Source organism: Myroides injenensis M09-0166, assembly GCF_000246945.1.
Lineage (GTDB): Bacteria > Bacteroidota > Bacteroidia > Flavobacteriales > Flavobacteriaceae > Flavobacterium > Flavobacterium injenense.
In genome coordinates, this window is the sequence record NZ_BAEX01000061.1 from 1 (window position 1) to 22374 (window position 22374).

The 22374-nt window shown below is 31.0% G+C and carries 17 protein-coding genes; 9 read left to right on the top strand and 8 right to left on the bottom strand.

Features of this window, described 5'->3' with window-relative positions:
* Positions 1-106 precede the first annotated feature (106 nt).
* From cas2 to RH98_RS10485, 4 genes are all read right to left on the bottom strand, one after another.
* Positions 107-445, bottom strand: coding sequence for a CRISPR-associated endonuclease Cas2 (gene cas2, locus RH98_RS10470; RefSeq protein WP_026038854.1), 339 nt, complete (start codon positions 443-445; stop codon positions 107-109).
* Entirely contained in the window at positions 442-1332 is an 891-nt protein-coding gene (cas1, locus tag RH98_RS10475) for a type II CRISPR-associated endonuclease Cas1 (protein ID WP_010254316.1), read from the bottom strand. The genes cas2 and cas1 overlap by 4 nt, the downstream gene beginning before the upstream one ends.
* A 15-nt stretch (positions 1333-1347) precedes the next feature.
* Entirely contained in the window at positions 1348-5553 is a 4206-nt protein-coding gene (gene cas9 / locus RH98_RS10480; RefSeq protein ID WP_010254321.1) for a type II CRISPR RNA-guided endonuclease Cas9, read from the bottom strand.
* 409 nt (positions 5554-5962) lie between these two features.
* Entirely contained in the window at positions 5963-6640 is a 678-nt protein-coding gene (locus RH98_RS10485; RefSeq protein WP_010254324.1) for a hypothetical protein, read from the bottom strand.
* Positions 6641-6969: 329 nt separating this feature from the next.
* On the opposite strand from RH98_RS10485, the gene RH98_RS10490 reads away from it, so the two are divergent.
* The 3 genes from RH98_RS10490 to RH98_RS10500 all read left to right on the top strand — a co-directional run bounded on the left by RH98_RS10490 (position 6970) and on the right by RH98_RS10500 (position 11136).
* Complete coding sequence (locus tag RH98_RS10490) at positions 6970-8034, top strand: AI-2E family transporter (RefSeq protein ID WP_010254328.1); 1065 nt, start codon at positions 6970-6972, stop codon at positions 8032-8034.
* Between the two features lie 118 nt (positions 8035-8152).
* Complete coding sequence (gene ggt / locus RH98_RS10495; protein WP_010254331.1) at positions 8153-9829, top strand: gamma-glutamyltransferase; 1677 nt, start codon at positions 8153-8155, stop codon at positions 9827-9829.
* A gap of 146 nt (positions 9830-9975) precedes the next feature.
* Positions 9976-11136, top strand: a complete 1161-nt coding sequence (locus tag RH98_RS10500) for an FAD-dependent monooxygenase (protein WP_010254334.1) — start codon at positions 9976-9978, stop codon at positions 11134-11136.
* Positions 11137-11182: 46 nt separating this feature from the next.
* On the opposite strand, the gene RH98_RS10505 is transcribed toward RH98_RS10500, so the two are convergent.
* The gene (locus RH98_RS10505; protein ID WP_010254337.1) at positions 11183-12187 is read right to left on the bottom strand and encodes a hypothetical protein; all 1005 of its coding nucleotides are present in this window, start codon (positions 12185-12187) and stop codon (positions 11183-11185) included.
* A 225-nt stretch (positions 12188-12412) separates the two neighbouring features.
* On the opposite strand from RH98_RS10505, the gene RH98_RS10510 reads away from it, so the two are divergent.
* The 5 genes from RH98_RS10510 to RH98_RS10530 all read left to right on the top strand — a co-directional run bounded on the left by RH98_RS10510 (position 12413) and on the right by RH98_RS10530 (position 19240).
* Positions 12413-14161 carry an MFS transporter gene (locus RH98_RS10510; protein WP_010254340.1) on the top strand — a complete coding sequence of 583 codons (1749 nt, stop codon included), beginning with the start codon at positions 12413-12415 and terminating at the stop codon, positions 14159-14161.
* A 526-nt stretch (positions 14162-14687) separates the two neighbouring features.
* Positions 14688-15815: a cysteine desulfurase family protein gene (locus RH98_RS10515; RefSeq protein ID WP_010254342.1), complete on the top strand. Its 1128-nt coding sequence runs from the start codon at positions 14688-14690 to the stop codon at positions 15813-15815.
* Positions 15816-16054: 239 nt separating this feature from the next.
* Entirely contained in the window at positions 16055-17227 is a 1173-nt protein-coding gene (locus tag RH98_RS10520) for an AIR synthase related protein (protein WP_010254343.1), read from the top strand.
* A gap of 12 nt (positions 17228-17239) precedes the next feature.
* The gene (gene ruvX / locus RH98_RS10525; protein WP_010254345.1) at positions 17240-17647 is read left to right on the top strand and encodes a Holliday junction resolvase RuvX; all 408 of its coding nucleotides are present in this window, start codon (positions 17240-17242) and stop codon (positions 17645-17647) included.
* Positions 17648-17737: 90 nt separating this feature from the next.
* Positions 17738-19240, top strand: a complete 1503-nt coding sequence (locus tag RH98_RS10530) for a malate:quinone oxidoreductase (RefSeq protein ID WP_010254347.1) — start codon at positions 17738-17740, stop codon at positions 19238-19240.
* A 280-nt stretch (positions 19241-19520) separates the two neighbouring features.
* Here the strand turns inward: RH98_RS10530 and RH98_RS10535 are convergent, their stop codons facing one another.
* Genes RH98_RS10535 through RH98_RS10545 form a run of 3 tightly spaced genes read right to left on the bottom strand, consistent with a single transcriptional unit; the run spans position 19521 to position 21389 of the window.
* Entirely contained in the window at positions 19521-20129 is a 609-nt protein-coding gene (locus tag RH98_RS10535) for a hypothetical protein (protein WP_010254349.1), read from the bottom strand.
* A gap of 58 nt (positions 20130-20187) precedes the next feature.
* Positions 20188-20787 (bottom strand): hypothetical protein, encoded by a 600-nt coding sequence (locus tag RH98_RS10540; RefSeq protein WP_010254352.1) that lies wholly within the window; start codon positions 20785-20787, stop codon positions 20188-20190.
* Between the two features lie 2 nt (positions 20788-20789).
* Positions 20790-21389, bottom strand: coding sequence for a hypothetical protein (locus RH98_RS10545; RefSeq protein ID WP_010254356.1), 600 nt, complete (start codon positions 21387-21389; stop codon positions 20790-20792).
* A 642-nt stretch (positions 21390-22031) separates the two neighbouring features.
* Between RH98_RS10545 and RH98_RS10550 the strand changes: the two genes are divergently transcribed.
* Positions 22032-22374 (top strand): hypothetical protein (locus RH98_RS10550; protein ID WP_010254359.1); only part of this gene is annotated, 343 nt, incomplete at its 3' end.

Sequence of the window (22374 nt, forward strand, 5' to 3'; positions counted from 1 at the left end):
ACTTTAAAAGTCTTGTAAAACAATAACTTATAGGTGATTGTAAGATTAGAAAAAAACAAAAAAAACTGCTATTAAATCTAATGAATATAGCAGTTTTTTGTTTCTATTAAAAAAGTTCTAACTGTTGTGGCATGATAGGTAATTCTTTCTCTTTTTTAGCAAAGAAGAGTTCCATTTGCCCAAATTGTTTATCTGTAATGCAGAGTATTCCGATTTTTCCTTCTGCAGGGAGTTGTTTTTTTACTCGTTTGATATGTACATCAGCGTTTTCTCTACTAGGACAATGCCTAATATAGATTGAAAACTGAAACATATTAAACCCATTGTCTATTAAGTTTTTTCGAAACTTAGAAGCCACACTACGCTGTCGCTTTGTATCCGTTGGTAAATCAAAAAAGACCAATATCCACATAATTCGGTAGGCATTATAACGACTGAAACTCATCGAAACATAGGATAGTGAATTATTCTACTTTCTCCTAAAAAACATTTATACAAAGAACTTGTAGTAATGCTTAAAGCAGTCATTAATGGCCTTACTAAACCATTAATGTAAACGTCTTTTGTAGCTATTTTTAGCAAATGTGCTTTTGCTTCTTTTGTTATTTCATCTGGATTAATAGGATTGTTAATCCATTCAATTACCAGTTCATCTACATATGGGCGATATGGTTCCATTAAATCATCTGCTAAGCAATAGGCATTGTATTTATTTCGATGAAAAATACCGAGTGTAGGATGAAGACCACTACATACAATGGCTCTAGCGACCATACTTCTTAGGATTGCATAGCCGAAGTTCAGAAAGTTATTAGGAGAGTCTCCTTGTCTTGAACGAGTGAAATCTTCAAAAAGTTGATTCCAATAATATTGTGCTGCAATACCTTCCATATTAGTACTATCGCCTGATTTTACCTCATTGAGGTATTTAATCATTGGTTTGTCTGGAAGTCCTTGTTTGACAAGTAATTCTTTTTGTTGATAGATTTTAGCTTCGACTGTTTGTTTCCAAAGTTGTTTTCGTAGGGGCTCTGAAATATTTATCTGATGTTTTAAGCGTTCAGAATGCTCAATATGACCACTAATCGGTAACATTAGTCCAACTGGTATGTGAGATTCATTACAACTAATAATAGCGACATTGTGTTGTTGTAGAAACTGAATAACGGGATGTGATATTGTAATTTGTGGATGGTCTAAGACTAAAAATCCCAAATCTTCAATAGGTATACTTCCTTTTGTCTCTCCAGAGATAACATCGTCAATCTTTAATTGACGATGTGATAGTTTTAAATAGGAGGGACTGCCAATGTAGATAGTGCGCTTGAGCATAAAGTTATATATTAATTAATACTCGCCTATATGTATTATTTCTCCAAGATGGTTTGTTCTTACTTTAATTATATTTTGAATGCCATTTAAACCTTCACGTCTCCATGTGATTGTTTTTAAATCTTTGATTTCTTCAACATTTGTTTCTAAATGGTGTCTAAAACTATAATCTTTGGTGGATAATTTTTGTATTCTAAAGAGATGTTTACTTATCACAGTATAGTTTTGTTTATCAAATAGATCAATTTCATTAGGATTAAAATCATCAGAAGGAAATAGGAATAATTCATTTTGCTTCATTGTAAACAAAAATTTCCATCCAAGATGTTGATTAAATGTTTTGTCGATAATTGGCAATTTTTGGTTAACACGCTCTACTGCTTCAAAATGTGAAACAACACTTTCTTGTAATTTTCCATTTTCATCTTCGTAGATGGCTACATGATGATTATTCCCTGTACTGATGAAATCAACAGGTATTTCTTGTCCATTGTGATCTAAAATAGGTTGACCTAAGTGGTCTTTTTTTCTATGAAGTGGTTGAGCAGTTGCAATACCTGAAATAGTCACTCTTTTTATAGCTATACCTTTATCTTCATTTAGCCAAATTGGATTCGCATCAAGATTGGAAAATGCTAATTTAGAATCTCCCTTATATTGAGCTAATCGATTTTGTAAAATTTGTTTTACACCTTGATCAATTACTTTATCTATTTTTAGATCTGGAGATATTTCTTTACGAATGGTATAGTTATCTTCTAACCAAACTAGTTTTAGTACTTCAGGGACTTTTATATTTTTTTCAAGGTTGATGTAAATAGGATTTTTATTTAAACTATTTTTACCACCAAATGCTTTTTTAGGATCATTATTGTTTTCTTCTAAACGTTTTAGCAGTAAGTTGCGATAGGTAGGATTACTTACTTGTTCAATAACTTCAATAGTGAATTTTGGTCCTACTTTTTCTTGTTTTGAAACGTATTGACGTATTTTACCATAAATAGTTTCCTTGTGTAATTGTCCTCTAGGCGTCAAAGTTTGTTGACTTATTTTTTTACCACTTATTTTATTTATATTTTTAGTTACAACTTTGTTTTTTGCTTTATGAGAAACTAAAATTGCTTCTAAATGTGACTTAGCAATTGTTCTAAAATTAGCAATTGGTTCTTTAAATATTCTTTTTTTATTTCCTCGTTCATCGCTAACAAGTGTTGTTTCTAATTTTTCTATTGCTATTATGTTGTTATGTAGTTCATTATTAACATTTTTTCTAGCATTGAGATGATTTAAATATTGTATATGATTGTGTTTTGTAAAGGCAATAGTCAAGGCGTCCATCGCATGGTGTCTATGATCATTACGTTTTGTCCAGTCTATAATTACTTCTTTTTTGTTACCATCTTTCATTTTTACAAATTCTGTAAGACCTGCATCTCTATATTTTTGTAGATTAAGTTCCTTCATGACATTGATAAGTCCCCAGTCTTCTCTTAATCGATCTGTGATACTACCAGAAGTAGAGATAACATTACGAGTGATTTCTAGTAAAAGTGATTTTGCTTTTTTAGCAATATATTGTGTTTCTCGTAAATCTCTTTCTATAAATCCGTTGCCGATTTCACTTTCTTGCATTAAAAGCTTTTTAAACTTGCTTTTAGAAATGCCTTCATCTTTACCTAAGTTATAAAGGTTGGTAATTCGAGTCTCAAATTCATTAGCTTTTTCTTGACCATACTCACAAAGAATAAAGTCATAAGCCGTTTGATTACCTTTTTTAAGATTTACATTGCGACGTACTAATGTTTTATTTGAGAAGCTATCGTCAAATAATTTTGATTGAGGTATAATATGTTCTATATCATATTCTTTAGTAAAGATGTCTTTTCTTTCAATATACTCATTAGTATATAAATCTTTGTATCCATTGTTTTTAAGTTCGCTATATAATTTGAATCTTACTATATCATTACGAGTAGGGTTTTTAATTCCGTCCTCTTTCTGTAATATTTTTATTATTTTCTCATGGTCAGTTTTGCTTTTATTGATTGATTTGGTTAGTTCTTCACGCTCTTTTGCATTTTTTTTAAGTTCGCGAGCCAATTCAATACGGATTTCATCAAATTGAAAATTCGGTTCTTTACCTTGGGCTATTAATATATTATTTTCTTCATCAATTAATGTGTTCACCACATTAATCATTTGGTTTATTATCTTTTCGACAACAGGATTTCTTAAACTATTTTTCGGTAAGATTGTAAGGCGATTTTTTAATTCTCTTGTTTCGTTTTCTTCTTTTGTAAGAGAGTGTTTAGAATGTTTATACCCTGCTAATTCGCAAGCAGTATAATAATTGTTCTCTGTGATATAAGGAAATATGTTTTTAATAGCTTTTGATGATAGGCTTCCATAATCGTCTTGGAATAAAACATTTCCAATTAGCTTTGCATGATTAAGTTTGAAACCAAATTTCTTGTGTAATAAGTTATACAATCTATCAAGTCCAGTTGGAGAGTTATCTTCTTCATAAGAATACAATAAATGCCATAGCTGATAAGAAGCCTGTTTTTCAAAAACTTTATCCTCTAATGTAGCATCAAATTCTAAGATTTCTGTATTAATACCTAAATGCTTGAAAACAGAGAATATCATTTCTTTAATTTCAGAAGCATTTACATCTAGATCACTCAGCTCAATATCATCTTTGTTGAGTTTTACTTTTAATTCATTACGGACGTCATATCCTTCAATATCCAGAATATCTAAATAAGCATTGTATAATGCTTTATTGGTATTGTTTCCTTCTAATTCAGTATAGTTTAACTCCCAATCTTTAGGTTTATTTTCTATAAGTTTAAGTACTTGATTACTTTTTAATTTGCCCTTTAAGTTTAGTTCTTCAAATAAATGTACTTTCTGCTCATCGGCTAGTGAAACAATTTCATTTGTCTTTTTGTTTCTTAAAACTACATTGTGTAATTGTTGCCAAATTTTAAACTCTTGAAATAAAGGAGATGATTTCGGAATTACTCTGTGACCTATTGTTTTTGTTTTACCATTAATTGTTTTTTGCTTTTGTTCAAATTCGCAAAAGCTAATTAAACCTTTTTGGGATTTTAGTTTACGTTGATAAAATATGATAACATCTCTAATTTCTCTCTTAAGTGCAGCAGTTAATTCTTTAGGATAAAATTTAGACTGAGTTTCCCATATTTTTTCAAATTCATTAAGATAATCCTGTCTATAAAAAACCTGATTTTTTAAACTAGTATGCGGATTGCTTTTAAGTTGTTTAAATAAGTATTGTCCTACGGTTAAGTTATTAAAGTATAGTTCTTTACTACGGTCGCTAATTGCGCCTAAGTAGCCAGAGGAATTATATATTTGTCCGTTTAAATCTGCAATTATATAAGCTACAATTTCTTTGCTAAGTTGTTTAGATAAAGCTTCAGAACGCCATTGTAAAGCTTGCTTTTTCTTTTCATCTCTACTTCCTTTATTTTCAGCGGTATTAAAATTATAGATATTCCAAAACGCAGAGGAAGTAGAGGTTAATCCTTTTCCATTTATTTCTTCTTTAAATTTATCTGTTAAGATATTTGGATAGAACTGTTGCTGAAAGTTCCAGATTGATTCAAGTTCTTGATTTAAATCAGAACGATAATAATCAGGGAGTTTCTTAACTCCTTGATTCATTAATTGTAGAGATAATTGCCCTGGTGTTAATTGTTCATGATATAGTTTTTTTGCTACTTCCATTCCATCGATTAACTGTCCTTCTTCTTTACTGTTTACTTTGCGGCTGCTTTTGTAGCCACGTTTTTTATTAAGCATTAGCAAAACTCTAGATAATTGATCTAAGGTTAATTTTTCAGATGCTGCTTTATTGCGTAATTCGTATGTTTCAAAAGTCGAATGATTTCCAGTTTCTGTTAGCGAAGTAGTATTATTTATCCAATTATTCTCTTTTAATATTTGGATTAAATTGTCACGTCTAAGTTTATAGCGTTGTAGGTTACGTCTTGCTGAACGAGCAAGGGTTCGACTAGCATTAGTTGTAATTGGTTTTCCTTTCTCGAAATTTGTTTGCTCTTCTGTTGTTAATGGATTAACACGAACTCCTACTTTTTGGATAGATGATGTTTCATTTACATTTTCAGCTTCATGTACATAAGCCCATCCTATTGAAGTAGTCCCTAAGTCTAAACCTAATATTCTTTTCATTATTGTAATTTTTTGTCAGTATATTATTAGTAATTACGTTGTTTTGTATATAATATTACAATAAAATATTTTAATTTTTAAGTTTTGTGTAATAAAATTTGTATATTTGAACTACAATAATGAAAGCAATTCACAATAAGGATTATTCCGTTGTGAAAACATCTAGACCTCGACTATCTCGGGGGATAAAGCCTTGACTCTGTTAAGGCTTTTTTTGTTTGTAAAGGAATTTGTAATAATATATTTTATCTACTGTTCTAAAAAAGTATTACTCATTTGATATTTTTTATGGAGTAGAAATCTTTAAATAGCCAATTTGAAAATAATATATCTCTCCCAAAATGAAGAATAAAACCAGAATAATACAATAAAAAAACTCAATTGCAACGCAATTAAGTTTTTCTTATCTTTAGTTTTGACAAATAGAATTTATAGCTTGTTTTTGTTTTCCTTTTTTACTCTTATTTTTTAATTTAGCACTATTTATTTCTAAATAATCTTGGTCTGTTAAGCCTGCTTTTTCTAAGAGATTTCGGAATTTTCTTGCAGCTTCTTGATCTCTAGTGGTATAAAATATAAAAATAATTACTAAAATAGGCAGTATCAATCCTACTGCTAATAATACAATCTGTGTCACACTAATTGTATCTAGCGGTAATTTATTGATTTTGTAGATTATATAACCAGTAAAGGAATAAAGTAAAACTACTATGGAATAACTGATATATAATTGCCATCTTTCTGATGGAGGAAAATTAAAATGCATACCTTTTTGATCAAAGGAAATGCGGTTTGATACTATAGCTAATAATTTAGGATTCTTGAGTTGTAATTTTTTTGCTAGAAGTCTCATTTTCGGTATGTCTTCATCACTAATAGCGATACCAGTTCTATTATAAAAATCAACTTCTCTTGATAATGGAGCAATGACTTGTTTAAAATATTTTCTACCTAAGTCATCTTCAAATTCTTCACGATCTCGTTTAGGATTCTCGACATTTTTGATTTGATCTTTGCTATATTTTTCATTTTTAGTTATAAAGTGAAAGATTGCGGGAAACAGTGATACAATAGCTGTAAATGCCATTATGGTTTGTTTTATAAAATCCGTCATACTAGCTACTTTGTCTATAGTTAAGTTTTTGTTAATTAATTGTTTTGCAAGCTTAATAAGTGTTAATAATTTTTAATATATACTATATTTTGTTTTTATTGTTAATTATATTTATGTTAATTAACGTTTTAACTCAGCGAAAATAATATTTTAATCTTATAAAAAGGAATTACTTTACAAAAAATGCTAGTGCTATATGATATCTGTGATTATTATAAAGTTTTATAAAAAAAATTGATTTTTTATCTTATAAAAAAGTATTTTTACTTCAAAAATGTTAATTGTTTTGAAACTCGATTGCTATGAATAATCAATTAAAATCCTTACTGCCGAATAGTATTGTAATACAGGTAGCTTTTTTGTTTGTTATTGTTTTTGTATTTTTTGTATTAGTACAAAATCTCGTTGTTTTTTTACCTGGGCTTCTAGGTGCAGTATGTTTGTTTGTAATACTAATTAAGCCCTATGTTTGGCTAACAGAGCATTTAAAATGTCGAAAATTAGGTGCAATATTACTCTTGATATTGGGAAGTGCTATTGTTATTTTAGGTCCTTTATATATTCTAGTACAAACCTTAACTAAAAAGGTTTTAGTAATGCTAGACGATAAGGATGCTATAAAAGCAGGGATTGATAAAGCTGTCAATACAGTACAGGCAAGATATAATTTTGATCTTTTTAACCAGAATAACTTAGAAAAGGCGACCGAGCTAGGCAGTAAAGCTTTACAGTCAATTGTAAATACTTCGGTTAATGCGTTAATCGAAATAGGAGTTGCGTATCTATTACTTTATTTTATGCTGTCGCAATATAAAGCATTGGAACAGTGGTTTAATAAGTATCTACCAATAAGCAAGAATAATATTGAAAGTATTCAAGTTGATATGAAACGCCTAGTTATATCCAATACTATAGGGGTCCCTTTGACTGCTTTTTGTCAGGCTATTGTGGCATATATTGGGTATTTAATTTTTGGTGTAGAAGACGCTTTTGTATATTTTGTTTTAACTGTTTTTGCTGCTATGGTGCCTGTTGTGGGAGCAGCCTTAATTTATCTTCCATTAGTGGTAATGCTTATAGCACAAGGACAAACTGGTGCTGCGGTCGGTCTGTTTTTATATAGTCTTATACTTGTTGGGCTTTCTGATAATTTAGTACGGTTTTTATTGCAAAAGAAAATGGCAGATGTTCATCCTCTGATAACTATTTTTGGAGTTATCGTAGGAGTTAATCTATTTGGTTTTATAGGTATAATATTTGGTCCTATACTATTTTCTTTATTCTTTTGGTTAATTAAGATTTACAGAAGTGAATTTGTTTTGCAAAAAGATATTCAACAAATAGAAACAGATAAAGAAGAGAACTAAAGAGAGAAGCTTCTAAATGAAAAGTTATATTATTTCCTTATAAAGTAACTTTTTATCAATATAAAAGTGATTAAAAGAACTATTTTATTAATATTGCGATATACAAAAGTAAGATTTAATGAAAAAAATAATTCTTTCCGCTTTTATACTTTGCGCTAGCGTTTTGCAGGTATGGGCTCAACAACCAGAAACGTATAAAAATGGAGTAGTAGTCTCTGCACATCCTTTAGCAAGTGAGGTGGGAGTAGATATATTAAAAAAAGGTGGTAATGCAGTAGATGCAGCAGTTGCTGTAGAATTTGCGTTATCAGTTGTTTTTCCTTGGGCTGGAAATGTTGGTGGTGGAGGTTTTATGATTTATAGAGATCATAAAGGAAATACCACAGCTTTAGATTATCGAGAGAAAGCACCGAGTCAAGCAAGAGAAAATATGTATTGGGGTGCTGATGGTACCCCTATTGCAGAGTTAAGTACTTATGGAGCCCTGTCAGCAGGAGTTCCTGGTACGGTAGATGGAATGGTGAAAGTGCATGAGAAGTATGGTGTGCTTTCTTGGGAAGAGGTAATACAACCTTCAATAGACTTAGCTGCTAATGGCTTTGCTATTACAGCTAAGTTGGCAAAAGATTTGAATACTTTTCATGACAAGTTTGTGAAATATAATACCAAAGAAAATGTCTTTATAGAGAAATCACAGTGGAGTGAAGGAGATTTATTAGTGCAGAAAGATTTAGCAGAGACCTTGCTTCGTATTCAAAAAGAAAAACGCAAAGGATTCTATGAGGGAAAGACAGCTGAATTACTTTTGGCAGAAATGAGAAGAGGAAATGGAATGATTACTGCTGAGGATTTAACAAACTATGAAGCGGTATGGCGTACTCCTGTTTCTGGTGAATACAAAGGATTAAAAGTTATTTCTATGCCTCCTCCAAGTAGTGGAGGATTAGCTTTAATTGCACTGTTTCAATCTATAGAGAAATATCCATTAAAGAAATGGGGTTTTCAGTCAGAGAAAGCTATACAGGTAATGGTTGAGGCTGAGCGTCGCGTATATGCAGATCGCGCTGCTCATTTGGGAGATCCCGATTTTTATGAGGTACCTCAAGAGCAATTATTAGATAAGTCATATAATGTTGGCAGAATGGAATCGATGTCTTTTGACAAGGCTACATTGAGTACTGCTATTCAAGCTGGCGATTTAAAGGGACACGAAAGTACTGAAACAACGCATTATTGTGTAGTAGATAGATGGGGTAATGCTATCTCTGCAACAACAACTTTAAATGGAGCTTATGGATCTAAAGTTGTAGTTGGAGGAGCAGGTTTCTTATTAAACAATCAAATGGATGATTTCTCAGTAAAGCCAGGAGTTCCCAATATGTATGAACTAGTTGGGGGAGAGGCTAATGCCATTGCACCAGGTAAAAGAATGTTGAGCTCAATGACTCCTACTATTTTAGAGAAAAATGGTGACTTATATATGGTTATAGGCACACCAGGTGGATCAACGATTATTACCTCTGTATTCCAGGCAATTTTAAATGTGGTAGAGTTTGGAATGACAATGCAGCAGGCTGTAGCGGCACCACGTTTTCATCATCAATGGCTACCTGATCAAATAGATTATGAGCCTAAAGCTATAGAATTTAAAGTAAGAAAAGCATTGGAAGCAAAAGGCTATCATTTAAAACAGCGCGAAGTCTACGGTAAAGTAGAAGGAATATTAGTCAATCCAAATGGTAGTTATCAAGCAGGAGCTGATCCTAGAGGTGATGACAAAGCAGTAGGGTATTAATAGAAAAGATATATGAAAAACAGTAGTTAATAATCGGCTACTGTTTTTTTTTGGAGCTTTGTTAAATATTAAATGAAGAGTTATATAACACATAAATTTAAAGTAGCTTTACGATTAAGGAGAGTAATAGTTAAAATCTAAAAAAAGTGACAGATATAAAAGTAGCTATAGTAGGAGGTGGAATTGGAGGTCTGACAATGGCTATTGCCTTAAAACGAGCTAATATACCGTTTGTAGTCTATGAAGCTAGTAAAAAAATTAAGCCAGTAGGAGCTGGTATAGCTATTGCTAACAATGCAATGCAGGTGTATCACTATTTAGGTATTGCTGATAAGATTACTCTTAAAGGGGTGCGTATCTCTAAAGTAGCACTTACAAATATGAACTTAGAGGTTTTAAATACAACAGATTTACGTCCTTATGAAGAAAAATATAGGTTGGTTAATGTAGCCATTCACAGAAGTGAACTTCATAATGTTTTGTTAGGTGAATTAGAGCAAGGAGATGTCTTACTTGATAAACGGCTTAAAGAACTTAATAGAGATAAAAAAGGTAACTATGAACTATTATTTGAAGATGGAAGCAAAGCTATACACCAATGCGTCATAGGTGCTGATGGTATTCGTTCTGTTGTTCGAAAAGAAGTTTTTGGCCCAGTGCCATTGCGAGATGCGCATCAAATATGTTGGCGTGGTGTGCTAGATTTTACGCTATCAAAAGCATATGAACATTTAGCAATTGAAGGTTGGGGCAAAGGCAAAAGATTAGGCTTTGTTAAATTAGATGATAAACAAGTATATTGGTATTTCTTGGTTAATGAGAATATGTACCTTAAAAATAATGACTTATTTAGTCATTTAGATGATAGTGCTCCTATTGTAAAACAAATGATTACGCAAACACCAAGAGAATCTATTCATATTGATAAAATATTTGATTTAAAACCTACTAATTATATATGGTATAAAGATAAGGTGTGTCTAATTGGAGATGCCGCTCACGCTACTACTCCAAATTTGGGGCAGGGGGCTTGTCAAGCTATTGAAGATGTGTATGTCATTAGTCAACTATTAAAGCATTATTCTCTAGAAGAGGCATTGGAGAAGTTTCCTTACATTCGATTTAAAAGAGTAAAGGGAATTGTTAGAAATAGTTGGCTATTAGGTCAAATGGCGCAGTTTACTAATCCTGTGTTAGTCGTGCTGAGGAATATGTCATTTCGATTACTTCCAGACTTTTTAAAAAGCAAACAGTTGAAAGAGATGTTTGAATTAGATACAATAAAAGCTATATACAAAGAGCGCTAGTCAATTCTGACCAGCGCTCTTTGTATATTTATACGGTATCACTTTATTATTGGATAGTAAACTCTCCTAAGATAATTTTAGTTTTAGTAAAGTATTGATTTTTGTATTGATCCTTTGTAAATACTGTATTTTCAAGATTAACTGTATGTACTAATTTTGGTTCACCCTCTACTGGGTTTGTCCAACGAGAAGTAATGCTTATTGTTCCATCTTGTGAAGTCCAAAGTTCTACTAAGTTATTAATGTTACCTTCTGATGTACCAGGAATATCTCCGTTATTATCACAAACTTGTCTAATATTAATACCCGTTCTTTTATATTGTCTAAAAGTAGCTTGACGTTCAGCAGTTAAATTAATTAGTTTAGCAGTAGAGGTTGCATCTGTAGGGAAATCTTCTAGTTTTAAATTAACAAGCAAAGCTTCTTTATCAGATAAGGTAATGAACTGTTCATTACATTGATTTAGTTCTTTCAATGAACCATCATTATTGGTAAATTTAAAAGTTAAGATACGACTATCATAGTTATTTGTACCAAATAACATATTGTCGTATTTAATATTAGTATCACCATCTTTAAAACTGATGTTTCTCATATAGAAAGCATACTGATAGGTAAGAGACACAGTACTATTTGTCTCCTCGTTATTATTTTTCATTGCAATATTTCTATTGATGATAATAGTTCCACCCGCTGAGGCTGGGATACTTTGTATCACTGTCGGGAAAGCAGGTGCTGGCGCATCACATATAGAAGCAGCACTTACAGGGTCATTATACTTTCTGTATTCTAAAGAAGTATTAGTTCCATCAATTTCAGCAGAAACAGTAGGAACAGATTCATCACGCATTAAATTGTCAGCATCTATAACTAAGATAAGTGCTTCATCTTTTTGTATTTTGTGAAAGATTTTTTCTGCTCCTGGATTAGAACATCTACTAACGTTGGTAACTTTATCAAAATCAATATCTTTATAGACTATATCTCCATCATTACAAGATGTAAGTATTGTAGCTGCTATAATGCTAAGTAGGGTATTAACCTTTTTCATTCTGTGAATCATTATTCTATAAAGGCAAAAATAGTTTATTCTTTGTATAAAACCATATTTTTAAATTCAAATTAAGAGATAGGTTTATAATTGTAAGTAATTCTTTTTCAATTTCCCTCTTGATTCCTCTCTTTTTAAATAATTGTAAAGTAACTATATAAAAAAATATGCTGCTTTTAAGAACGTGATAGATTATATTTATCTTTGAGAATCTAATTTATTTATATGAGCCATTCTACTGTAAAAACAAATTATCCTGCATTATATACATTAGTTACTGTATTTTTCTTTTGGGGATTCTTTGCCGCTGGTAATAGTATTTTTATACCTTTTTGTAAAGCCTTTTTTCATTTGGATCAATTTCAATCACAATTGATTGACTTTTCTTTTTATACAGCTTATTATTTGGGAGCCTTAGGATTGTTTTTGGTGAGCTCATATAAACGACGTGACCTAGTAACTAGTTGGGGATTTAAATGTTCTATCGTTTATGGTTTGCTTTTTTCAGCAATTGGTGCTATGGCTATGATATGGGCAGTAGAGGTTAGTGTGTATATGGCACTTTTGATAGGACTGTTTATTGTTGCATTAGGTTTTTCATTGCAACAAATTGCTGCTAATCCCTTAGTAATTTCATTAGGAGATCCCAAAACAGGTACTAGCCGGGTAAGTTTAGGTGGAGCAGTTAATTCTCTAGGTACTACAATAGGGCCATTATTGATGGCATTTGCTTTATTTGGTACTACTAAAGCTCTAACTGATGATCAAATACAGCATCTTAGTTTAGATAAAATGGTGTTTTTATATGCTGCTATTGGTGGATTGTTTGTACTAGCTGCAGCAATGTTTTTCTTCTCTAAGAAAGTACCTGCTGGAATTACAAAAGAAGAAATTGAACCAGCAGGCAAGTCCATTAAGATGCTCTTGACAATGACTGTTTTATTAGTACTAATTTTCATTCCTGTTTTTGGTACATATAATAGTCAAGATAGTAAAGAAATAGAACAGCTACAAACTGAGCGTGCGGCAATTGAATTGCAAATGAGTCAACAAAGTGGTCAAACACTGGTATTAGAACAAACAATACAAGAAATAGATGCTCAAATTATAAGTAAAAAAGAACCATTAGAAAATAAGCGTATTGCTTTACTTGCAGGAGCGCTCCTTGTAATAAGTGGTTGTATAGCTTATGCCTATTTTAATAGTAGAAAAAATAAAGAAGGATGGGGAGCCATGCAATATCCTCAATTACTTTTAGGTATGTTCGCTATCTTTTCATACGTAGGTGTTGAGGTTGGAATAGGAAGTAATTTAGGAGAATTGCTGAAGTTGCAAGAGTTTGGAGCTTTGCAGTCTTCAGAAATAGCACCTTATATTTCGATGTATTGGGGGAGTTTAATGATTGGGCGTTGGGCCGGTGCAGTGAGCGTATTTAAACTAAGCAAACTAAAAAGAACATTAGCACTTATTATTGTGCCATTGCTAGCTTTTGCCATTGTGCTTATTGCTAACCAATTAGCAGGTAATGCCATTGATCACCTTTATTATTACGGAATTTGCGTTTTGATTCAAATAGCTTTTTCTTTCTATAGCAATAATAAATCAGCTCGTACGATGATGGTATTTAGTGCATTTGGATTAGTAGCTATGATAGTAGGGTTAACTAGTTCAGGGATGATTGCTATTTATGCTTTTTTAGCGGGAGGTCTTGCTTGTAGTGTGCTTTGGCCTGCTATTTTTAATATTGCTATAATGGGATTGGGAAAATACACCGCACAGGGATCATCATTTTTAATTATGATGATTTTAGGAGGAGGTATCATACCACCTATCCAAGGTAAAGTAGCCGATATAATAGGTATTCACCACTCTTATATAGTAAGTGCATTGTGTTTTGTTTACCTATTATTGTTTGGTTTTATGGCTAAGAAAGTATTGAAAAAGCAAAATATAGCTATTGATCAAATAGATTAATTAAAAGAACTTTATTCAAACAAAACAATTAAACTTAATTATTTTGAGTTTGTTTCTCTTGATATATTTTTAAAATAATAGGCAATTTTATGTAATGTATAATAACAAAAATAGCTTGATAGCTCTAGAAATTATTAAGGTTTTTAAAAATAGAATATTTTAAAATATAGTCTTATTAATGAGCTTGATAAGAAGGAGAGCATGATATTTAATTCTTAAAAGTTACTTTTTTAGTGTTAAATTAAAAAGATTAAAAATATCGTTTTATATAATAGGTGATAGTTTAGGTAGCTATTTTGTATAAAACCTGAGGTTAAAAAAAGAAACAGCCAATAAATGTCTGCTTTAAATTAAATTACTTTAACATATTGTTGTTATAGTTATCATCATTAAATCAATAGGTAATTCTTTGGTGTTGAATCTTTATTTTATTTTGATATTTATTACATTTGTGCAACAATAAATAAAAAGACATAATAATTGAGTACTTTCAATTTGAAAGAATTAGAAAATAAACCAACAAAAAATGAAATACGTATATCTTGATAATGCCGCTACAACTTCTGTTCGACCAGAAGTAGTTGAAGAAATGGTAAAAGTTTTGACAAATGATTATGGAAATCCTTCATCTACTTACGCCGTTGGAAGGCATGCTAAAGCGTTAATTGAAAATGCGAGAAAGGTAATCGCCAAACAGTTTAATGCTAGCTCTTCAGAGATTATTTTTACTTCATGTGGAACTGAGGCTAACAACTGGATATTGCGCTCTGCAGTACGCGATTTGGGAGTGAAGAGAATTATTACAACAAAATTAGAGCATCACGCAGTATTAAATACAGTAAAACAACTGAGAGAAGAATACGGCATCGAAGTAGTATTTTTAGATATAAAACCAACAAGTGAAATAGATTATGCTCAGTTAGAAAGTCTATTAAAGGAAGAAGGAAAATTGACGCTTGTCAGCTTAATGCATGTCAATAATGAGGTGGGAACAGAATTAGATTTAAAAAGAGTAGCTACTTTATGTGCAGAACACGATACTTTATTCCATTGTGATACTGTACAGTCAATAGGTAAAACTAGAATTGATTTATCAGAATTGCCAATTGATTTTATTGTAGCAAGTGCCCATAAATTCCATGGACCTAAAGGTATTGGATTTGCTTTTATTCGTAAAAAAAATGTATTAAGACCCGTTATTTTTGGTGGAGAGCAAGAAAAGGGAATGCGTGCAGGTACAGAAGGAGTACATCAAGTAGTAGGTATGGCTAAAGCTTTAGAAATGGCTTATGATTTATTAGAAGAAGAAAAAGCGCATATTTCAAGTCTTAAAGAGTATTGTAAAAAGCGTCTTTTAGAGGTGTATCCTGAAGTTCATTTCAATGGAAATAACATAGGATTCTATAATATATTAAATGTGCTATTACCTATATCAGAACAGAAAGCAGCTATGATGCTATTTCAATTAGATATGAAAGGTATAGCAGTATCAAGAGGAAGTGCATGTCAATCAGGAAGTCAAAAGCCTTCTCATGTATTGTCTCAATTCTTAACAGAGGAAGAACTTAAAAAACCAAGTTTAAGACTTTCATTTAGCCATGAAAATACACAAGAAGATATTGATATTCTAATTGAAGTATTACAAACAATATAGGTACTTTTAACAAATTATAAAAAATGAGCATTGCAAATAGCAATGCTTGTTTTTTTTATATTATTTGCTAAATGGTAATAGTCATTACTGTTATAAATGATTATTTTTTGCTCGATATATATATTAAAACTTCATTTTTAAGAAAATATGTTTGAAGTTTAATAATCTTCTTTTTCCTCTAAAATAACGTTGTTTTAGAAAAACATTAGCGTTAAATTTGCGCAAACAACACACTAAATATGAATACGAACAATAGATACGCACTACGAGGTGTTTCTGCCGAGAAAGAAGATGTACACAACGCTATTAAAAATATTGATAAAGGTTTATTTCCTAAGGCTTTTTGTAAAATAATTCCCGATCATTTAACTGGAGATGAACAATATTGCTTAATCATGCACGCTGATGGAGCAGGTACTAAATCTTCATTGGCTTATATGTACTGGAAAGAAACTGGCGATATATCAGTATGGAAAGGGATTGCACAAGATGCTTTAATTATGAATATTGATGATTTATTATGTGTAGGAGCTACTGATAATATTTTATTATCAAGCACTATTGGACGTAATAAAAATTTAGTACCAGGCGAAGTTATTTCTGCAATTATTAATGGAACAGAAGAACTTATCAATGAATTAAAAGCCTTTGGTGTAACAATACATTCAACTGGTGGAGAAACAGCAGATGTAGGAGATTTAGTTCGTACAATTATTGTCGATTCGACCGTAACTGCTCGTATGAAGAGAAGTGATGTAATTGATAATGCAAATATTAAAGCAGGGGATGTTATTGTTGGTTTAGAGTCGTTCGGACAAGCTACTTATGAGAAAGGATATAATGGAGGGATGGGAAGTAATGGTCTTACTTCTGCTAGACATGATGTTTTTGACCATTCTTTAGCAAGTAAATACCCTGAGAGTTATGATTCATCAGTACCAGAAGAACTTGTATATTCTGGTAAAGTACAATTAACTGATAAAGTGGAGAATTCTCCTATTGATGCAGGTAAATTAGTACTTTCTCCTACAAGAACTTATGCACCAATTATTAAAGCTATTTTAAGTAAATACAATGCAAATCAAATCCATGGAATGATTCATTGTAGTGGAGGTGCTCAAACCAAAATATTACATTTCATAGATCAATTACACATCATTAAAGATAATTTATTTCCAGTACCGCCATTGTTTAAGCTTATACAAGAACAATCTAAAACTGATTGGAGAGAAATGTATCAAGTATTTAACTGTGGTCATAGAATGGAATTATATGTGTCTCCAGAAGTAGCACAAGATATTATAGCTATCTCTGAATCGTTTAATGTGAAAGCTCAAATTGTAGGTAAGGTAGAGGCTTCTGACTTGAAAGAACTTACAATTACTTCAGAGTACGGAACATTTAAATATTAATAAAACAAATTAATGGCAAGGTTACTAGCAATAGATTTTGGAAAAAAAAGAACGGGTATCGCAATTACAGATGAATTGCAGATAATTGCTTCCGGGCTTACAACTGTTGAAACTGAAAAACTATTACCTTTTTTGAAGGATTACTTTAGTAAGGAAAATGTTGAACGTGTTATCATTGGTGAACCAAAGCGAATGAATGATGAACCCTCTGAAGTAACCCCATTAATTGAAGCGTTTATAGTGAAGTTTAAAACGTTATTTCCTTTAATACCTGTGGAGCGTATGGATGAACGCTTTACTTCAAAAATGGCTTTTCAAACTATGATAGATAGTGGTCTTAAAAAGAAGCAAAGACAAAATAAAGCGCTTATAGATGAAATAGCTGCAACGATTATCCTTCAAGACTATATGAATAAGTAGAAAATATTTGTTTTTAGTAACTTTTAAGAAAAGTTTACTGTTTTTCATTCAAATATGAATTAATTTTGTAGATTAAATAAATCCGATATAATGTCAAATATACAAAAATCAGAGGCTGATGTTGTTTTGGTAGGAGCGGGAATTATGAGTGCTACACTCGGTATCCTATTGAAAGAGCTGAAACCTAACTTGAAAATAGAGGTTATTGAGCGTCTCGACAGTGCAGCTGCCGAAAGTTCCGATGCAATGAATAATGCAGGAACAGGACACTCTGCGTTTTGTGAATTAAATTATACGCCAGAAAAAGCTGATGGTACAATAGATGCAACCAAAGCTATCAATATTGTAGAGCAATTTGAAGTGTCTCGCCAATTTTGGTCTTATTTATTAGGGAAACATATACTTAAAAACCCTGATAATTTTATCCATACTGTTCCTCATATGAGTTTTGTTTGGGGAAAAGATAATGTAAATTTTTTAAGAAAGCGATACGAAGAACTACAGAAGTATCCTTTATTCCAGGGAATGCAGTTTTCTGATGATCCAGAAAAGATTAAAGAATGGGCTCCACTAATTATGGAAGGTCGTGATTTAAATGATGTATATGCAGCTACTTATATGCCACTTGGAACAGATGTTAACTTTGGTGCATTGACAAGAGAGCTTTTTGATTATTTACAAAAAACAGATGGAGTTAATATTTCTTTTCACACAGAAGTGAAAGATATTACAAAAAATAACTCAAAATGGGATGTTGAGTCAGTAGATCTAAAAACAGGAAAAAAACGTATTATTACTACTGATTTCGTATTTGTAGGAGCTGGTGGTGGAGCTATTTTGTTATTGCAAAAAGCTGATATCCCTGAAAGTAAGGGATACGGTGGTTTCCCTGTCGGTGGAGAGTGGCTTGTTTGTAGAAACCCAGAGGTTGTTAACAAACATATGGCAAAGGTATATGGTAAAGCATCTGTTGGTGCTCCTCCTATGTCTGTACCTCACTTAGACACTCGTTTTATAGATGGTAAACATTCATTGCTATTTGGTCCTTATGCTGGTTTTTCTACTAAGTTTTTGAAAACAGGTTCTTACTGGGATTTAATTAAGTCTTTAGAGTGTAATAATATTGGTCCAATGCTTGGTGCAGGTCTTAGAAATATTGATTTGACTAAGTATTTAATAGGTCAAGTATTACAGTCAAAGAAATCGCGCTATGCAGCTTTAAAAGAGTATTTTCCGGAGGCAAAAGAGGAAGATTGGACATTAGAGAAAGCTGGACAACGAGTACAAGTAATTAAGAAAGATCCAAAAGGTAGAGGAATATTACAGTTTGGTACTGAAGTAGTTAATTCTGCAGATGGATCAATAGCTGCGTTACTTGGGGCTTCTCCAGGTGCATCAACAGCAACTCCTATTATGCTAAAATTGTTGTCGCAATGTTTTAAAGATGAATTTAAATCTGAAGAATGGCAACGTAAATTAAAAGAAATGATTCCCTCATTTGGTTTAAAATTAAATGAACATCCAGAATTAGTTTCTGATGTAAGAGAAAAAACTTCTAAAGCATTAGAAATTTATCCAAATAATAAGAAGTAATCGTTGTTTATTAAATATAAGAAGAGTCCCTAAAAGCTAAGCTTTTAGGGACTCTTCTTATAAAAATGTAAAACAGAATTAGCATTATTCTAAAGGTTTAAAAAACATAAAAGAGAGTAAATTTTGGATCTCAGATTGAAAAGACTCTCTTGTCGGCAGATATAGCTTTGTTTTTACAAATAGCGTTAGAGCTTAATTATTTAAAATTTAAAAAAATACCTTCTGTCGTTTATTATATTGATTTGTAAATAGAAAAAATAGATTTTTGTTTTTAATAAAACTATAATCCTTGAGGCTTACTATTTAGACTTCCTGTACTACTTCCGTTGAGATTAACGCTAATGTTGCCAAAATCTTTTATTAAAGTTTTGCTTATGACTAATGTTGTTATTTCCCAAGTACCATTTGTACCATCTTGTGTGGCTGCTGAAGGGTAATCAGCACTTATACGCCATGTGTTGATACTGTTTTTTATTTGCGCAAAAAGGTAAATATTTGTGGGTTGAAACGTTCCTTCTATATGGGATTCTAAAGCTGTAGTAGAACTTACTATAAAATTAAAACCAGTAATAATTACTACATAGTCATCAACTGGTATTTTAGTATCAAAGTTAGAAATCCAGTCTTTATCAACATTTTCTATTCTAAAGGTGATTGTTGTAAAGGCATAACTATTATCCTTTGATGCTGTAACTTTTTTTAATACTCCTTGCTTGTCAGCTACTAGAGTAAAATATTTTTTGTCATTATTTCCTATTTCAGGAACATTACGCAATTTCGCTGTACCATTTATATCCAGTAGTTCTGTTGGCGTGTTAATATTACCTCCTATTTGTGCGAATGATTTTATAGAAAATAAAATTAGTATAAAAAGTAGTGATTTTTTCATTTTTATATTGATTATTTAGTCAATATGATTCTATTGATCATTTAATTTTAATGAAGGATTATAATCCTTTTGGTTTTTCTTTTAATTCACCTGTATTTTTTCCATTTAAATTTGTAGTAATTACATTTAATGATTGTACTAAATGTCTATTTATAATTACAGTGTTAATTGTCCAAGTTCCATTTGTAGAACCAGCTGTTCCTGACATAGGGTAGTCTGCAGATAATCTCCAAGTACCACTTACTTCTTTCGCACTAATATTAGTTGGATGAAAGTATTTTGTGCGATCGATACTTGAAATTAAACCAGCTTTATTTACTATATCAAATTGAAATCCAGTTATAATAACAATGTAATCTTTTGTAGGAATTAAAGTATTTAATTCTTGTAGATAATCTTGTTCAACGTTTTTTATTATGAATTTTACATTATTAAATGAATAACTATTATCACTGTTTTCTTTAATTTTTTTAATGACTCCTGTTTCATCTACAACTAGTGTGTGGTATTTTTCATTACTTTGTAAAGTATTAATGTTTCGAAGCTTTAAGTTGCCATCAATATCTAACATTTCTAAGGGAAGAGAAACGCCAATTCCAACTTGTGCCAATGACTTTATAGAAAATAAAATTAGTATAAAAAGTAGTAATTTTTTCATTGTTATAATCCTTTAGGTTTTGCATTAAGTGTTCCTTTTCTTCCGCCATTTAAATCAATTTCAACATCAGGTAAAGTTTGTATGATTTTAGTATTAATAGCTATGGTTTGGATTTCCCAGGTTCCATTTCTTGAATCTTTTGGCTTGGATTCTACATAGTCTGCATATAATCTCCAAGTTCCATTACTAGGGAAGGCATATATTTTTGCAGGTTGAAATCTATCTGCATATAATGGTTTTAATCCTGTAGCTGTAGCACCTGGCATGGTAAAATTAAATCCTGTTATTATAACAACGTAATCTTCAACTGGTATTTTAGTATCAAAATCACTTAACCAATCACCACTAACTTCTGCAATTTTAAACTCAATTCGATTAAATGTGTACGGGTTTTCATTAGCTTCACTCATTGTTTTTATGACCCCAGAATCATTTAACACAAGTAACTGATTTTCTTCATTTTTAGAAATACTTTCTATCTTTCTTAATTTTATTGTACCATTAACATCTAATTCTTCTGTGGGCAATGAAACATTGATTCCTATTTGTCCAAAAATGTTTAAGGATAATAAAAATGTAATTACTAAAATTAACTTCTTCATTTTAATTCAATTTTTTAGAAGGTAAAGGTATAAAAAAAAGATTTTGTTTGTTAATGAAAAAAATATTTATTCATAATTATTGTAAAAAAAAGATTTTAAATTGTTTTTTATTGTTAAAATAAAATTTTAATACTTGTTTTGTTGTAAAATATATGTGATAAATAATAGTTTATTGTGAAATGATGTAGACTTTTCTTATATACAGTATTTTGGGTAAAGCATTCAAAAAACATATGAGATATTAACTGACTTCATAAGTCTTTTTAATGTTATAAAGAAAGTGTTGAAAATGTAAATTGGAAAAATAATAGTGATTTGTAGGGGAATTATTTGCATTGAGTCCATAGTGAGTCCATTATGAATCCATGCTACCTCCATTAAATTAGTAGTTTTAATGGAGACACTATGGAGTTATTATTATATGAATACTGATACATTGCAACTAAATCTGGAACAATACCTTTATTCTTTTTAATGCAAATAATGTGTTTCAAGTAGTTTATCGTATTGTAATTATTAAAATAATTTGATTAGTTAATATTTTTAAGTTTTAATTTGTTTTTAATGTAGTTTTTTAAATGTTTTTTGATTAAATTTATATTAATAATTATTCCCTTATACGAATTTTTAAAAAAGTAGATTATGAAAGAAAATTTATCAAACAAAAAAGAGGAGTTTAAAGCAAAAGCAGATGAACTTTACAATGATGCAAAACAATTAGGGCAAGATGGAGCGTCTATAGCAAAATCAGAATTTGAAAATGCAAAGCATGATGTTAAAGTTAAAGCAGATGAGTTAAAAACAAAAGCTGAAGATTGCTGCGAAAATGCAAAACATGATGTTAAAGTTAAAGCTGAGGAGTTAAAAACAAAAGCTGATGATTGCTGTCATTCTGCAAAACATGATGTTGATGAATTAAAAGCAAAAGCGGAACATTGCTGCGAAGATGCAAAACATGATGTTAAAGCTAAAGCATACTACGTGT

What these genes read in the sequence shown, in the direction of transcription:
- RH98_RS10540 (WP_010254352.1), bottom strand. Translation starts at nt 20,787, where the DNA reads ATGAAAAAATTACTACTTTTTATACTAATTTTATTTTCTATAAAGTCA.
- RH98_RS10530 (WP_010254347.1), top strand. Translation starts at nt 17,738, where the DNA reads ATGTCAAATATACAAAAATCAGAGGCTGATGTTGTTTTGGTAGGAGCG.
- cas1 (WP_010254316.1), bottom strand. Translation starts at nt 1,332, where the DNA reads ATGCTCAAGCGCACTATCTACATTGGCAGTCCCTCCTATTTAAAACTA.
- ggt (WP_010254331.1), top strand. Translation starts at nt 8,153, where the DNA reads ATGAAAAAAATAATTCTTTCCGCTTTTATACTTTGCGCTAGCGTTTTG.
- RH98_RS10515 (WP_010254342.1), top strand. Translation starts at nt 14,688, where the DNA reads ATGAAATACGTATATCTTGATAATGCCGCTACAACTTCTGTTCGACCA.
- cas9 (WP_010254321.1), bottom strand. Translation starts at nt 5,553, where the DNA reads ATGAAAAGAATATTAGGTTTAGACTTAGGGACTACTTCAATAGGATGG.
- RH98_RS10485 (WP_010254324.1), bottom strand. Translation starts at nt 6,640, where the DNA reads ATGGCATTTACAGCTATTGTATCACTGTTTCCCGCAATCTTTCACTTT.
- RH98_RS10545 (WP_010254356.1), bottom strand. Translation starts at nt 21,389, where the DNA reads ATGAAGAAGTTAATTTTAGTAATTACATTTTTATTATCCTTAAACATT.
- cas2 (WP_026038854.1), bottom strand. Translation starts at nt 445, where the DNA reads ATGAGTTTCAGTCGTTATAATGCCTACCGAATTATGTGGATATTGGTC.
- RH98_RS10505 (WP_010254337.1), bottom strand. Translation starts at nt 12,187, where the DNA reads ATGAAAAAGGTTAATACCCTACTTAGCATTATAGCAGCTACAATACTT.
- RH98_RS10520 (WP_010254343.1), top strand. Translation starts at nt 16,055, where the DNA reads ATGAATACGAACAATAGATACGCACTACGAGGTGTTTCTGCCGAGAAA.
- RH98_RS10490 (WP_010254328.1), top strand. Translation starts at nt 6,970, where the DNA reads ATGAATAATCAATTAAAATCCTTACTGCCGAATAGTATTGTAATACAG.
- RH98_RS10510 (WP_010254340.1), top strand. Translation starts at nt 12,413, where the DNA reads ATGAGCCATTCTACTGTAAAAACAAATTATCCTGCATTATATACATTA.
- ruvX (WP_010254345.1), top strand. Translation starts at nt 17,240, where the DNA reads ATGGCAAGGTTACTAGCAATAGATTTTGGAAAAAAAAGAACGGGTATC.
- RH98_RS10535 (WP_010254349.1), bottom strand. Translation starts at nt 20,129, where the DNA reads ATGAAAAAATCACTACTTTTTATACTAATTTTATTTTCTATAAAATCA.